The organism is Rhodococcus sp. USK10 (genome assembly GCF_019378875.1).
GTDB classification, from domain to species: domain Bacteria; phylum Actinomycetota; class Actinomycetes; order Mycobacteriales; family Mycobacteriaceae; genus Rhodococcus_F; species Rhodococcus_F pseudokoreensis.
On the sequence record NZ_CP076048.1, the window covers coordinates 3,487,550 to 3,501,941 of the forward strand.

The 14,392-nt window shown below is 61.9% G+C and carries 13 protein-coding genes; 2 read left to right on the forward strand and 11 right to left on the reverse strand.

Annotation, left to right across the window (positions count from 1 at the left end):
* Positions 1 to 133: 133 nt before the first annotated feature.
* The 4 genes from I1A62_RS23020 to I1A62_RS23035 are packed head-to-tail and all read right to left on the reverse strand — an operon-like array spanning position 134 to position 4,536.
* Complete coding sequence (locus tag I1A62_RS23020; RefSeq protein WP_219460019.1) at positions 134 to 1,351, reverse strand: NAD(P)/FAD-dependent oxidoreductase; 1,218 nt, start codon at positions 1,349 to 1,351, stop codon at positions 134 to 136.
* 42 nt (positions 1,352 to 1,393) lie between these two features.
* A complete protein-coding gene (locus I1A62_RS23025) occupies positions 1,394 to 2,776 on the reverse strand; it encodes an MmgE/PrpD family protein (RefSeq protein ID WP_219460021.1) in 1,383 nt (460 codons plus the stop codon).
* Positions 2,773 to 3,669 carry a CoA ester lyase gene (locus tag I1A62_RS23030; RefSeq protein WP_219460023.1) on the reverse strand — a complete coding sequence of 299 codons (897 nt, stop codon included), beginning with the start codon at positions 3,667 to 3,669 and terminating at the stop codon, positions 2,773 to 2,775. Before I1A62_RS23030 ends, I1A62_RS23025 begins: the two co-directional genes overlap by 4 nt.
* Positions 3,670 to 3,693: 24 nt before the next feature.
* Positions 3,694 to 4,536: an alpha/beta fold hydrolase gene (locus tag I1A62_RS23035; protein ID WP_192582148.1), complete on the reverse strand. Its 843-nt coding sequence runs from the start codon at positions 4,534 to 4,536 to the stop codon at positions 3,694 to 3,696.
* Positions 4,537 to 4,683: 147 nt separating this feature from the next.
* Between I1A62_RS23035 and I1A62_RS23040 the strand changes: the two genes are divergently transcribed.
* Entirely contained in the window at positions 4,684 to 5,454 is a 771-nt protein-coding gene (locus I1A62_RS23040; RefSeq protein WP_219460026.1) for an enoyl-CoA hydratase/isomerase family protein, read from the forward strand.
* Between the two features lie 878 nt (positions 5,455 to 6,332).
* On the opposite strand, the gene I1A62_RS23045 is transcribed toward I1A62_RS23040, so the two are convergent.
* The 7 genes from I1A62_RS23045 to I1A62_RS23075 form a co-directional block, all read right to left on the reverse strand.
* Entirely contained in the window at positions 6,333 to 7,706 is a 1,374-nt protein-coding gene (locus I1A62_RS23045) for an MFS transporter (RefSeq protein ID WP_124396175.1), read from the reverse strand.
* A 288-nt stretch (positions 7,707 to 7,994) separates the two neighbouring features.
* Positions 7,995 to 9,167 (reverse strand): acyl-CoA dehydrogenase family protein, encoded by a 1,173-nt coding sequence (locus I1A62_RS23050; RefSeq protein ID WP_124396176.1) that lies wholly within the window; start codon positions 9,165 to 9,167, stop codon positions 7,995 to 7,997.
* 77 nt (positions 9,168 to 9,244) lie between these two features.
* On the reverse strand, positions 9,245 to 10,081 hold the full coding sequence (locus I1A62_RS23055; protein WP_219460029.1) for a CoA ester lyase: 837 nt from the start codon (positions 10,079 to 10,081) through the stop codon (positions 9,245 to 9,247).
* On the reverse strand, positions 10,078 to 10,326 hold the full coding sequence (locus tag I1A62_RS47270) for a ferredoxin (protein WP_219460031.1): 249 nt from the start codon (positions 10,324 to 10,326) through the stop codon (positions 10,078 to 10,080). Before I1A62_RS47270 ends, I1A62_RS23055 begins: the two co-directional genes overlap by 4 nt.
* Positions 10,323 to 10,763 carry a Rieske 2Fe-2S domain-containing protein gene (locus I1A62_RS23065; protein WP_219460034.1) on the reverse strand — a complete coding sequence of 147 codons (441 nt, stop codon included), beginning with the start codon at positions 10,761 to 10,763 and terminating at the stop codon, positions 10,323 to 10,325. The genes I1A62_RS47270 and I1A62_RS23065 overlap by 4 nt, the downstream gene beginning before the upstream one ends.
* Position 10,764: 1 nt before the next feature.
* A complete protein-coding gene (locus I1A62_RS23070) occupies positions 10,765 to 11,670 on the reverse strand; it encodes an amidohydrolase family protein (protein WP_192582150.1) in 906 nt (301 codons plus the stop codon).
* Between the two features lie 166 nt (positions 11,671 to 11,836).
* The gene (locus I1A62_RS23075) at positions 11,837 to 12,937 is read right to left on the reverse strand and encodes an amidohydrolase family protein (protein ID WP_219460036.1); all 1,101 of its coding nucleotides are present in this window, start codon (positions 12,935 to 12,937) and stop codon (positions 11,837 to 11,839) included.
* Between the two features lie 150 nt (positions 12,938 to 13,087).
* Between I1A62_RS23075 and I1A62_RS23080 the strand changes: the two genes are divergently transcribed.
* On the forward strand, positions 13,088 to 14,380 hold the full coding sequence (locus I1A62_RS23080; RefSeq protein ID WP_124396182.1) for an acetyl-CoA hydrolase/transferase family protein: 1,293 nt from the start codon (positions 13,088 to 13,090) through the stop codon (positions 14,378 to 14,380).
* The last annotated feature ends 12 nt before the right edge of the window (positions 14,381 to 14,392 follow it).

The window sequence follows — 14,392 nt, forward strand, 5'->3', positions numbered from 1 at the left end:
GGCACCATTGAGAACCAGGTACGTCGAGCGACTAGCTCGATAGTAGGACAAGGGCAGGTCGAAGGTACCGCCGCGAGCTCCGTCAGACGCCTGGCTGTGGTAGCGCAAATGCCGGCGGCGGACTGTGGCAGTGTCATCGTGCGATGTCAGCAGTCGCATCGGAGATATTCCGCATGGCATCACGTGTTTCACCCTCGAGCACCATCTTTCGGTAACTCTGGACCGCAGTGCCCGAGTTGATTCCGGCAACACATGTCAGCCGCCCCTCACGCGAGTATGCGACGACTAGGCGCTCGCCCGCGCACTCCACGATATCGGCGCGATCGTGACCGATTGTCGTACCAATGCTCTGCAGACGCATACCGTGCTGATCCGACCAGAAGTATGGAGCACTGACGAACCCGTTCATGTCGTGCAGTCCTAGGAGACGGCGAGCCGCATAGGCGCCCTGTTCCGTGGCATTAGTCCAATGCTCTACCCGCATTCGGCGTCCGTACAACGGATTCCACCAGCTTGCTATGTCACCAGCGGCAACCACATCCTGCGCGCCCTCGACAGCTAACGTGGCATCGCACAGAACTCCGTCCGTGAGGTCCAGGCCCGATGATGCGAGCCAATCGACCGCCGGTGCTGAGCCGACAGCGACCAGCACCACGTCAGCTTCGACAGCGGTGCCGTCGGTCAAGGCCACACCAGCGACTGCGTTCCCCGGCCCGGCGAGTAGTCCCGTCACCGCGACTTCACAGAGCAATTCGACACCGCGTTCGCGGTGGATACCTGCAATGTGATCTGCGAAGACCGGCCCCAGCACCCGCCCCAAAGGGCGATCGGACGTCTCGAGGACCGTGACCGACTTCCCCATCGCTCGAGCAACGGCCGCGACTTCGAGGCCGATGAATCCGCCCCCGACGATCGCCACAGATGCGGCGTGATCGAGGTCCTCGCGCATGGCCATCGCGTCGCTGAGAGTGCGCAGTGTGTACACACCTCGTAGCTCGGTGTCGAATGGGGTTTGTCGGGCGCAGGCTCCGGTCGCAATGACCAATCCGTCGAAGCCCAATACCGCCGCGCCGGAATCCGAGGTGATGTGCAGTTCCCGTGACTGGAGATCGAGTGCGGTGAGTCGAGTACCGAAAACTTGCTCCAATCCGAGCTCGTCAGGCCAGCGGACTGCGATCGAATTAGTGTCGACCTGTCCGTTGAGTAGGCCTTTCGATACCTTCGGTCGCCGGTAGGGGCCGTGGGGTTCTTCGTCGACGAGCTGAATCGAGCCGGCGAAGCCGGACTTCCGCAGCTGGCGCGCGGCGCTCAGGCCTGCCGCTGATGCTCCGGCAACAACGATGGTGTCCATGAGATCTCCTGTAAGACTGATGATGCGTCGAGAGTTACCGACCTACGGAACCCTCGGCATGCACAGCGCATCGGTGAGCTGAGTGGCGAGCGTGAGTTGGTCGAGATCGTCGATCAGGGCAGCCAGCTTGCCTGCGTGGGCAAATCCCTCACTCGCCCCTACATCCCGGAGAAATCGATCGCGGATTTCCTCGGCAGAGGGAAAAAGTGTGCTCGACATGTCGGAGTCGAGAACGATCACTCGATCGGGCAGCTTGATTTCCACCGCGACAGATCCGTCTGTCGAGTTGTCCAGCGTGATCTTCCGGGCCAGCGCCGTGATAGCGCTATCTGCATAGGAATTCCGAAAGTAGGTCGGGTCTTCGACAGGCGCGCCGGCCAGTGCTGCCGCCGCGGTGAACCGGGCCGACATCTGCGCCTGCAACATGTTGGAGTATGGGGGAATGCGGGAAACTCCCGGGCTTCCCAGTCCGTTCGTCCCGGTCGCGGGCCTGCGGATTGTCACACCGACGATGTCACCGACGTTGAGGTCTGCAGGCGCGGTGTCGATGATCAGCGCGAGTGTCTGCTGGTTCTGCATGCAGGCTGCGAATCTTTTCGTACCAACACGTGAGACGGCGTACTCGTCGCGTTCCACAGTTACTTCGTCCGTGGCACCCTGCTCACCACCATATGTTTCGAAGAATCCGAACTCACCTTCCAAGCTCTGGTGTGACGTCACTGCTCCTGCGGCGGCAAGCTGAGCTGCGAGGATGCCGTTTCTGGCACTCACGCCGGCATGGAAGTACGGTTCCATGGTGCCCTCGTAGATGCCCTGATTTGTTCCCGCGGCCATATTTGCAGCTATGGCGAGTGTTCGGGACGTTGCCGCCGGGCCCAGGTTCCACACTGCAGCCGCAGCGGCTGCCGCGCCGAAGGGACCCATCACACCCACCGGGCGAAATCGGCGCAGGCCGATCCCGGGCGGACTTGCCGCGCCGATCCGGCCGACCGCCTCGTAGCCCGCAATAACACCCCGCAACAACGCTGATCCCGAACTGTTCGCCATGTCGGCCGCTGCCAAAGCGGCAGGAATGACATATGTGCCGGGATGGCTACCTTCGCGCAGTCCCCCCGGGCCGCAGTCTTCTTTCAGGCTGCTGTGGCTGGTCACTCCGTTGACGAACGCGGCATCGGGCCCGCTCAGGCGTTCCGCCCGGCCGATGACGACGCAGTTTCCTGAGTTTGTACCCGTAGCGCTCCACGCCAACTCCGCGGCAGGTAGGTCGCGGCTCGTGAGCGCTACTCGAACTGCGTGTAACAGCCTCGTTTTCGCCGATGCCGCCGCCTCTGGCGAATGATCGCCCTGTGCGATGGCATCTAGTCCGATGGCAAGTTTCTCACTGAGACCACCAGTGCTCGCTGGTTCATCTCGGATCATCGTCATGCTGCACCCACCTCTTCGCCGGCGCGCGCGAGGACCAGACTCGCGACGCGATAGTCCGGCATGGTGATCACCCGGCCCGACAGAACAGCTGCGGGATCCCCGTTACTCATCGCCTCTTCGTACGCAGCGCAGACTTCCTGGGCGCGCATTAGCTCCCCTGAGCTTGGAGTCAATGCCTCGTTGATGATGTCGAGGTGCGCCGGAGACACAGCGATGCAGGCTGTGTACCCTAGGTCGGCCCAAGTGCGGACGAAGTTCCGCACCTTGTCATGGTCCTTGTATTCCGGAATCAGGGTGCCACCGGTGCAGAAGAGACCGTACGCGGCCGCCGCAACTGCAATCTTGGTCCGCACATAATGATTCGATGGCGCATATAGATCGTCGCCGGATTCGTTGAACGGACGTGAACCGACGTCCGCGGCATAGTCGACGTAGCCGAAGTGAAGGCCGACTACGCCGTCGGCTTTGGCGATGCTGTCGAGTTCTATGACCGCTCGAGCGGTCTCGATCATGACGTGAAGTCCACGTGGTTCACCGGCCGCCATCGTCGACCGAACCTCGGCGATCTCCTCAGCAGTCTCTGCCTTCGGGTAGCTGATGAGGAAGTCGCCACGGACCTCGGCCAGGGCCGCCAAATCGTCACGACACCATGGTGTGGACAAGTTGTTGACCCGCACGATCACATGACGTCCACCGAAGTACTCCGGCTCGTCGAGGGCCCGGACGATGCGGTCTCGCGCCAGTTCCTTGTTGCCCGGTGTCGTGGAGTCTTCGAGATCCAACATGATGGCATCTGCCTTGACAGTGGGAACCTTTCCCCAGAACTTGTCGTTGAGGATCGGTACCTCGAGCAGACTCTTCATTTGCGCGTAGCGGCGCCGAGCGTTCGTCATCTCAATCCTGCCTTCAGGTTCTCGTCAGTCGTTCGCGAGGAATTTGGTGAGGACCTCGGTGAACTCCTCGGGTGCCTCACGTGGGACGTAGTGACCGGTGTCGAACCAGCGAACTGTCGAATTGGGCATTGTCTGCAACATGCGGTCTACAACCTGCTCGTCGAGGACATTGCTCGTCCTACCGACCATGAGCAGCGTGGGCATAGTCAGAAGCGCCGACATCTCCCACAAATACGTGACGTCGGGAAGGCTCACAGAGCCGGTAATCCACTGAACATCCGGGTCCGCCTTGGGCACGAGTTTGCCGGCCCAGTTCCGCCGCAGCTGATGCTGGACGTGCAGGTCGATGAAGTCCTGCCGCCACTCGGGGTGGAATCCCAGGTAGAACTGTCGCGCCTCGTCCTCGTTGCGGAATCCCCTGATGTTGGTCGTCGCCTGGATGAAGTCACGCATCGCGACTGCGCCCGACGCCGAGTTGGCCGGGCCGGCGTCCGACAGTGCGAGGCGGCGCACCATCTCGGGGCGCTCCCCCGCCACCGCGATGGCTACCCGCACTCCAGCGGAGTGCCCGACGAGATTGACCGGACCGAGACCGAGCGCGTCGATGAGTCCATGGACGTCTCGCGCCATCGATCGCACACGGTAGCCCGCCCGGGACCATCCGCTGTCACCGTGACCGCGCATATCCATAGCGATCACGTGGTACTCGTCAGCCAGTTCCGCAGCGATCGGATCCCAGGTGTGGCACTGCACATTGAGACCGTGGAGAAGCACCACGGGCTCTGCGGTGGGAGATCCCCACTCCGTGTAGTGAATTCGAAGCCCGTCCAATTCGAGCCAGCCGTCTTCGAACTGTCGTTCCGGCATGCCATCCTCCAAAGCGTCCATTTAACCGATTTATAGGTATAATACTTACTCTAGTGTGACCGGTGCTTGTCAAGCCCTTGCTCGAATCGAGTGCGGCAGCTGTGCTGGTCGAGGTTGGTCGAACATTCACGCTGTAAGGAGTAAGCCATGCCCGAACTACCCCAGTGGCCGAATGTCGCGGTGTCACACCGCGGCGGAGTCACCGAGTTGCGCTTCCACACCGATGACGGGCCGTTGGTGTGGAGCGCGGACGCACACCGCGACCTGACCGATGCGTTCCGATGGGTCGGCACGGACCGCGCGACGAAGGTTGTCCTGCTCACCGGATCGGGAGACACGTTCTGCGCGGAGATCGACGTCCGGGGATTTGCGGAAATGGACTGGGACGAGCTGTGGTGGGAGGGGCGCCGGATGTTGACCGGTCTCGACGACATCGACGTGCCCGTCGTGTCAGTGGTCAACGGGCCCGCCACGATCCACTCCGAAATTCCGGTGATGGGTGACATCGTGCTGGCTGCCGATCATGCTCTTTTCGCCGACCGCGCGCACTTCGCGGTCCGGAATACGGTCCCGGGGGATGGAGTGAACATCATTTGGGGTGAGCTTCTCGGTCCGACCAGGTCGAAGTACTTCCTCCTCACCGGCGAAGCCATCACCGCGTCCGAGGCTCACCGACTCGGGGTGGTCAACGAGGTTCTTCCGCTCTCCGAGCTGCACGATCGAGCATGGAAGCTCTGTAACGACTTGGCGGCGCGAAGCCTGCCGGTCCTGCGCTACACGAAGGCAGCGATCACGATCGGCTTCCGACGCGGACTGCAGGAGAACATCAGTCACGGGTTGGGCGTTCAGGGCGCTGGTCACTGGTCGCGGGGAGGTGTCCAAGGGACGCGCTACACCACGGAGATTCCAGACTCGTAACTCACCTCTGCCCGGCGGCATATCGAAGGCGACGAGTGTCGACGCTCCCTGCACGCCGTGTGTCCAGACCGACGCACATCCACACTCCGAAATCTGTATCGTGACCAGATCGCAGAGCATGGATGTGCGTCTGCCTGGGCCGGCCTGTCGCTCCCTCACCGGCACAGAGCCGGCCTGTCGCTCCCTCACCGGCACAGATGAGTCGCGAACGGTGAGCCTGCCCGCAACCCAGACTTTAGATGGTGTACTGCGCGAGTAGACAGCGGTCTCGCAATAGCTTGTACGGAAGCCATCTCCGGATCTCAAGTGGCGATCATCGCGCATCGCGGAGCAGCACTCTGCTACGCCGCCGTCAGCCGACCACGGTCGGTGATGACCAAGTCGACCCGCCAATCTGTGAATGCACCGTTCGATTCGCGGACGCTCGACGAACCGGCTCGTTGTCATTCCAAAGTGACCAAGGGCCTCCTCCTCGGTAGCCCCCCGTCTGCGATACTCATGGGAATTCTTGGGATTCACACCTCTATGTGCGCGAGTCGGTATTGGAACTGCGGTTTGCTTTTCGTCGCAGTGAGATACATGGGAGAGTTTCAGCCGTTCTCGTGAGGCATCACACTCACTTCTCGGCTAACGACCACCGTGGAGCGGGGATCGACTCGGAAACGGGAACCGTGTGACCGGCGAGGTACTCCCCGATCGCCTTGCTTGTGCATCGGCGTTCTCCTTCGCCAGGAGGTGGTTCTCCTCCAGCATCGACGTCGACGGCCAATAGTCGCGCTCGCCGTGATCGGCCTCTGTCTGGCAGTTCCAGTTCCGCAGCGCCTCCGGACGCACATTCAGCTGCCCGGATCGCTGCGGCGAATTCCAGTACGCCGTCCTTACGCCGACTCGCCATCAGGAGTGACACGACCCACTGCTGCTGTTGTGGGCCGGTCAGCGTCCACGGTGGGTGCGGTCACCTCCGCTCCAGTGTGTAGCCGATCATTTCGGATGATCGACACGGCGATGAGTGCGATTATCGCCGCTGCGCACAGATAGAGCGCGGGAGAGTGGTCGTTGCCCGTCGTGCTCACCAGGAAGGTCGAGATGAAAGGCGCGGTCCCACCGAACAGTGCGGCTGCGGCGTTGTATCCGACCGATGACCCAGTTGAGCGAACTCGCGTCGGGAACAGTTCGGCCATCGTGGCCACCGAGGTCGACAAGAATATTCCCGCGCCCACCGCGAGGAGAGCCTGGCCGGCGAAGGCGCCCGCCGCCGACTCACTCGACATCAGGAGGAAGCCGGGGTAGGCGGCCATCACGCACCACAATGCCCCGATCATGAGAATTCTGCGGCGACCCCACTTGTCGGAGGCCTTTCCTCCAAAGGGTAGAACGGCCAGCCCCACACAGCATGCCACCACCGTCGAGGCGAATGAGACGGAATGTCCCTGTCCGGCAACGACAGCCACATAGGTGGTGGCGTAGGAGAATGCCATGTAGAAGGCGACGGAGTGAAGCGTTCCCACGCCGGCAGTCAGTAGGAGCTCTTTGCCGTACGAGAGTGTTTCTCTCAGTGGTGCGCGGGAGGTCTCGCGCTGGGCCGAGATCCTTGCGAACTCCGGCGACTCCTCAATTCGGAGCCGGATGAATATCGCTATTGATCCGAGCGGCGCGGCGATCAAAAAGGCAATCCGCCATCCCCAACTCATCATCTCGTCGTCACTGAGCAAGGCGGACAACCCGGTGACCATCAGACTGCCGAGCAGAAACCCGCTGAGGCTCGAAAAGATATACCAGCTGGTCCCGAAGCCTCGTTGCCCGCGCCGAGAATATTCCGTCAGGAAGCTCGTAGCGGTGCCGTACTCGCCCCCAACTGCGAGACCTTGAAGCATCCGGCAACCCACCAGAGCGACCGTTGCGGTAATGCCGATGCTGGAGTAGGCCGGAAGTAGCCCTACGGCTGCTGTGGCCAGCGCCATGAGCGAGATCATCAGGACGAGAACCGGGGTCCGACCAATACGGTCCGCGAGTGGGCCAAAGATCAATGCCCCGAGTGGCCGCACGAAGAAGGTGAGGCCGAAGAGCGCAAGACTGCCCAAGGTCTGAGCTGTGTGATTGCTTCCGGGGAAGAACAATGCGCCCATTTGCACCGCGAGGAAACCGTAGATGGCGGTGTCATACGCTTCAAAGGCGTTCCCCGAAATGGCACCTACGAATGCTCGGCGGTTTGGACTGGACTTGCCACCATCCGGGTAAGTTTCCTCCTTCATGTGCAGTCGCTTCCTTCCGTGGGGTCGTTGATGGACGGTTTGGACCTGAGGCAGGCGTGGAGCCGTTCGACACTGGAGCCTGAGGGTCGCTGCCCTCACCTGAATCGAGAGCGGTACAGGTCATGTCGGTCAGGCTCGTTGCGCCACAGTAATAGCGGGTGCATCGGCCCGAGATCCGGTGCCGATCGGCAGTGTCGAAACGAGGATGGACGCCTGTCTGCGGCGACAAACACTCCTCACGCCGGCGCAGACGAGTCGCGAGCGGTGAGTCTACCCACAACCCAGACCTTAGATGGCGTACTGCTCGAGGAGCCGGCGGGCAATGAGCAGCTGCTGGATCTCGTTGGTTCCCTCGCCCAGGATCAGCAGTGGCGCGTCACGATAGAGCCGTTCGACCACGAACTCCTGCGAGTAACCGTAGCCCCCGTGGATCCGCATGGCCTCGACGACACATTCCTGCGCGGTTTCGGTGGCGAACAACTTGGCCATGCCGGCTTCGAGGTCCGCCCGATCTCCACTGGCCTTGCGCTGGGCGGCATCAATCACCATCAGCTCAGCCGCCCTGATCTTGGTGCCCATCTGTGCCAACTTGAGCTGAATCGCCTGATGCTGGCTGATCCTCTTGCCGAAGGTCTCTCGTTGCTGCGCATAGCGAATCGCTGCCTCGAATGCGGATGTCGCCAGCCCAACGGCCCGAGCTCCGACGTTGACCCGTCCGAGTTCGACGGCGGCCATGAAGTACTTGAATCCCTGATTCAATCCCTCCTCGCCCCCGAGTACGGCATCCCGGTCGACATGGAATCCGTCGAAGACCAGTTCTGTCGATTCGACACCTTTGTACCCGAGCTTCTTCAACTGGGGCGGTACGATCAGTCCTGGTTGTTCGTGGGTTTCGGCGTCCTTCTCCACGATGAATGCGGTCATTCCGCGGTGCCGCGGGTCGGCGTCGGCATCGGTGACGGCGAGCAGCATGATCATGCCAGCGCGGAGACCGTTGGTCGCCCACATCTTCTGCCCGTCGATCCGAAATCCGTCGCCGTCAGCGGTGGCGCGAGTTCGGATTGCCTGCACGTCGGAGCCCGCGTGGGGTTCGGTCATCGAGTACGCAGACCGAAGTTCGCCCGTGGCCATCCTCGGCAGGTAGCGCTGACGCTGTTCCTCAGTACCGAAGTTCTCGATCATCCAGGCCGACATGAAGTGGGTATTCACCACTCCGGCCAGTGAGATCCAGCCTCGGGAGAGCTCCTTGATCACCAGCGCGTATGTCGTCAGGTCGAGGCCGAGACCGCCGTACTGTTCGGGGATCGTGATCCCAAATAGTCCGAGCTCGCGCAGGGTTTCGACCATCGATTCGGGAAACTCGTCCGCATGATCGAACTCTGAAGCCTTCGGCAGCACATCGCGATCCACGAAATCCCGGATCACCTTGATGATGTCTTGCTGTTCTGTCGTCAGTTCCATTAATTGTGCCTTTCTGGATGCAACTGCGAGAAAATGGTGGTTAGGCCACGAGTCGCGGATCCCGGACGGGCGTCGCCTCAGTGCGACTGACCGAGAAGCGACCGGGCGTGTCGGGCAACCGGCTCGTCGACGAGCTGTCCGCGCACGATTGCAGTGCCGAACCCCGCGGCAAGTGCCGCGTCGAGGGCGTCGACCACTTCGCGTGCGTGCTCGAGTTCAGCGGCAGAGGGGCTGAACACCCGGTTCACGGGTTCAATCTGGCAAGGGTGAATACAGGCCTTCCCGCCAAAACCCAGGGAACGCGCGAGCCGTGACTCCGTGACGAGATCATCGATATTTCGGGGAGCGAGGTGAACTACGTCGAACGGGGGCCGGATACCCGCAGCAGCGGAGTCCACGACCAACATCGACCGGGCATGGAGCAGTTCCAACCCATCGTTCCGCGACTGCAATCGCAGCTCGGCACCCAGGTCCGCGCCACCCAACATCAGAGCGACCACCCGCGGGTGCTGGGCAACCTCGTACGCCCGTCGCAGCCCAAGTGAAGTCTCGATCAGGGCGATGACAGGAACGCCGGAGCGCGGAAGTCCACCGATCGTATCGGGCGTGGCCTTCGGAACGACGATCGCATCGATCGCAACGTCTTCGAGGCCGGCGAGATCATCGGCAGCCCAGGGTGTATCGAGCCCGTTGATTCGGACCAACCGCCGTGCGGAATCGCCGTTTTGTGACAACGTCTCCAGAACGGTCAGGCGAGCCGAGTCCTTCCTCTTGGGCGCTACGGCATCCTCGAGATCGGCGATCACGCCATCTGCCGAGCTGGACAGCGCTCCCGCGAGTTTGTGCGGGTCATCCCCCGGTACGAACAACAAGGACCGCACGCCACTGAGGTCGTCATCGGCACGACCGGTCACTGCCGGGGCCCGCTTTTCATTTCGCGTATGCACGCACCCGGGCACACATCCATCGCGTCGCGGACGTCAGCGTGCAACGCATCAGGGACATCTGAACCGATCCCTGCACCACCCTCGGGAAGCGGATGTCCCTGTGCATCGAGGACTGTGGCGAGTCCGGTATCGAGCACTCTGAAGAACTGCGGTGCGATCTGCTCACACTGCCCGGCGCCGGTGCACTCGACCTGGTCGACATATACCCTCATTGCGTACCTCCAGTTTGAGGACGGTTCAGTGAACAAAAGACATTTCCGTCGCGGATCGTGGCCTCGAAGACCGGCACTCGCCCGCGCAGAGCACCTGCCACACTTTCGCCGGTATCGACGTGAAATTCGTAGGCGTGCCAGGGGCACTGCACCACGAGTCCATCGTGGTCGTACACGTATTGGTCCGGATCGGAGGGAACCATCGTTCCCGTCATCTTTCCCAGGCACATCGGCCCACCTTGGTGTGGACAGCGGTTGCCGATTGCGTACACCTTGTCGGGAGTCCTGATGATTCCGACATCGCGTCCGTCGATTCGGACGCTGTGGATGGTGTGCATCGGAATTTCTTCGAGACGACCCACCAAGTGCTCCGCTTTGCGGTGAGCGGTGTTGGTCGCGGGGCGGATTGCGGTGACTTCGTCTTGTTCGCTGCTCATCTCACACCCCCGCCGGAATCGGTCGTGCCAGGGAAGCCGCGCCGTTGCGCATTAGCCTGGTCGCCCACTCGCCTCCCAGGTGGGTAAGGATGTCTTTTACTGCGTCGCCTTCGTGGGGGCTGTGCGAGCCGTACACCACCCGGTCGCGAAGCCGCTCGGTAAACGAGGCCTCCCATTCCTCCGTATTCGTTGCCTCCTTGACCGGCCACGTGCTGAACCACATATTGGTCAGCACCTGTTCACTCGGCGGTTCGGTTACCCAGGGAATGTCGTGTCGGAATGTCCGCCACTCCCGGTCCAGCCGCCATAGCAAGGAGGGCAACCAGGTGAAGCCGAATCCGGTGAAGATGATGCGAAGTTCGGGGAACCGGACTAGCGCGCCTTCGTACGTCAGACTCGCGATGTTGGACTCTGCCAGATGCGGCATCAGCGTCAACCTCGAGAACGCACTCGCGTGGACACCGCCCGCGAGGGGCGGGGCACCGGAGTAGCGTCCTTCGACGCCGGAGAAGTGGACAACAAGCGGCAGGTTCGTTTCCACGCAGGCTTCGAAGATGGGGTTCCAATGCTGCGAACCCAGCATCGTCGAGGTCAGTGGCGGGGCGACGGCTCCGGCGGTCCCGGCGGCGGCCCGCCGTCGAATCTCACCTGCCGACCAAGCCGTGTCATGAGGTGACACCACCACGACCGGCAGTGTGGATGTCGACGCCCATCTTTCGGCGGCGTACGAATTCAGCGCCTCCAGGAAGGTGCGTGCGGCTACCTGGTCGGCCCAGCCGTTCACGGCCAGCCCGTGGTGCGGGAGGAGGAGGCGGAACGAATCGTCGTCGTCTTGACCTGGCGATTCGGTGGACTGCTCGTGCACGAATCGGTCCGATACGCGCACGTGGTCACCGGCGACGGTCACGGATTCGAGCCACTCGTCGCGTTCGAAATGCTTGCGCCACGACAGTGACATGTGGGGGAAGAGGTCTTGGTATCGTTCGACCGTGGCGTGACGGTCAACGTCGATGATCATTGTTGGGGAACTCCGTTTCGCCCGGTGGCGTTGTCGTGCCAGCCGTGGAAGTCGATCAATGGGTGGACCGCAGGATCTTGTCGCCGAAGACGTCAACGGCATTCTCGAAGCTCACCCGCGAGCGCATAGCCTCGGGGATCCGCTTGATGACGAAGTCTGGATCGTCGGTGTCGTAGTGCGGATAGTCGGAGCTGAACAACAGCATCTTGTCGATGTTCGGGATGCTGAAGAGTGATTGCAGTTCATCGCGAGTGTCGGGCTCGTCGAGTGGCTGGGTTGTGAAGGTGAAGTGTTCCGCGACGTATTCGCTGGGCCGTTTCAGTACCAGTGGTGCTGCGCCGGGGTCGCAGTCCCACAGGTAGTCCATGCGGGGCACCAGGCTCGACAGCCAGCTGAATCCCCACTCCACCATAACTACCCGTAGGGTCGGGAATCTCTCGAATGCGCCGTTGACGATCATGTCGACGACGTTGGCCGCTCCGACCTGAGTCAGGACGACGTGCCGTTCTCCGTATGAACGCGGAACACCGCCAGCCGGGCCCTGCGACGTTGCGTAGCAACCTTCGTTTCCGCTCTGGTGCAAAACGATCGGCAGGGTTAGATCACACGCCGCCTCGTAGATCGGGTCGAACCAGCGCGAACCCATCATGTGCTCGGTGAGCAACAGTTGCACACCGACGACACCGGGCTCTGCACCTCGTCGCCGAATTTCTTCCGCTGCGAGGTGCGGATCGTGAGGCGACACACTGATCGCGAGGGTGAACCGCGGGTCGTAATTGACCCAGGTGTCGAGGAAGTAGTCGTTGGCGCCGGCACAGAAGGCTCCAGCAGCCATCGGGTCACTCCACGTCGTGACCCCATACGGCTCTTGCGGAAGTAGTAGAGCAGAAGCGATCCCGTAGGGGGCGATGTGCTTTTCGAGTGTGAAGTCGCGATCGGATCCGGCTGGACCCCCGGAGTCCGGCACGGCGTCCATGCGATACGTGCGATTCGGGTGGTTGTAGCGGTCACGAGCTCGGGCGTACATCCGGGCGCCGCGGGTCTCGAAGTGACGTCGCCACGACGACGAGACATACGGGAACAAGGATTCGACGCCTTTGACCAGCGGGTGAACGTCGCAATCGACGATCGGGGGACGTTTGGTGTGGACGGTCACGCTCATAAACCTTCCCTGCGGGGGACGCTCGGATGACTATTCGGCGAGTCCGCCGACACCGAGCATGTCTGTATGATTTATACCTATAATAAGGGTATACGACGGCTCGGGGAATGAAAAGTGCCGGTCACCGCCAATTGGAGAAGATGCATGCAGATCGACGTCAATGACACCCACATCGCGGCAGCACGAAGCTTGCTGCACAACCACAGTCACGCAACGGTTCTGGCGGCAATGTCGCCGCAGCAGCCCGACGCACTCATCGCCGCCCTCGTTCGCATCGCCCGTCGAGATGATGTCGAGTTGACCCTGGTCGTGGCGGATCTCTCCGGGCAGTTCACCTTCCTCGACGACACCGCAGTTGCCGACCTCCGCGCCGGCCGGCTGCGAGTGGTCTCGGTGGCCGGTGCCGTTCCTCGGCAGTTGAGCCCCCACGTCGATCATCTGCCGAACTCGCTCTGGGACGTCGACCGGCTGATCGCCACCGGAAAACTGCGTATAGACATCCTGGTCGCCCGCGTCGTGCAGGGTGAACAGTGGGATCTGGTGTCGCTCGGACACATGATCGGTTACACGCCTACTGCACTCGAGATCGCGCCGAGAGTCGGATTCGAGGTTTCTCCACTAGGTTCGGGAGCGATTGCCCCATACAACACACGTCTCGATAGAGCCACGGCCATTGCTTTCTCGCACAGTCACGAGCCCACCACCGCGACAGTCTCACCACCGACCGACGAACAGAAAAAGATCGCCGATAACGTGGCGACCCTCATTCCCGACGGAGTGACGGTACAGCTCGGATTGGGCGCGGTTCCGACCGCCGTCATTCGAGCGCTGCGCGGAAAGTCTGACCTCGGGGTGCATTCGGGAGTCATCGCGGGCCCACTTCAGGATCTGATTCGCAGCGGCGTTGTCACGGGTGGTCGAAAGTCACGTGATCCGGGTCGGCATCTAGCCACGGGTGTGCTCTCACAGGGTGTTCGCGACAGCGGGTGGGGACCATCGCTGAGGCTGGCTCCGATCTCCGAAACCCACTCGCCTCGCACTCTTCTCGGGCAAGAGCGTCTGTGGGCGATCAATTCTGCGTTCGAGATCGACCTGACCGGTCAGGTCAATGCCGAGTACGCAGGCAAGATCCGTATAGCGTCGGGGGGCGGTCAGACCGACTTCTTGCGGGCGGCGCACATCAGCAACGGTGGTGGTTCTGTCCTTGCGCTTCCGGCGCGGACTCGGCGCGGAGTCTCTCGCATCGTGGCGTTCACCGATCCCGATCATCGCGTGACATCGTCAGGCAACGACGTCGACTACGTCGTTACGGAATTCGGGGTCGCGGACCTCAGGGGTAAGAGCGCATTCGAGCGGGCACGAAACCTGATATCGATTGCCCATCCCGACGATCGTGACGAACTCCGAGGCGCCACCGCCGGCGTCGGCTGTTATTGACGGACATCAGAC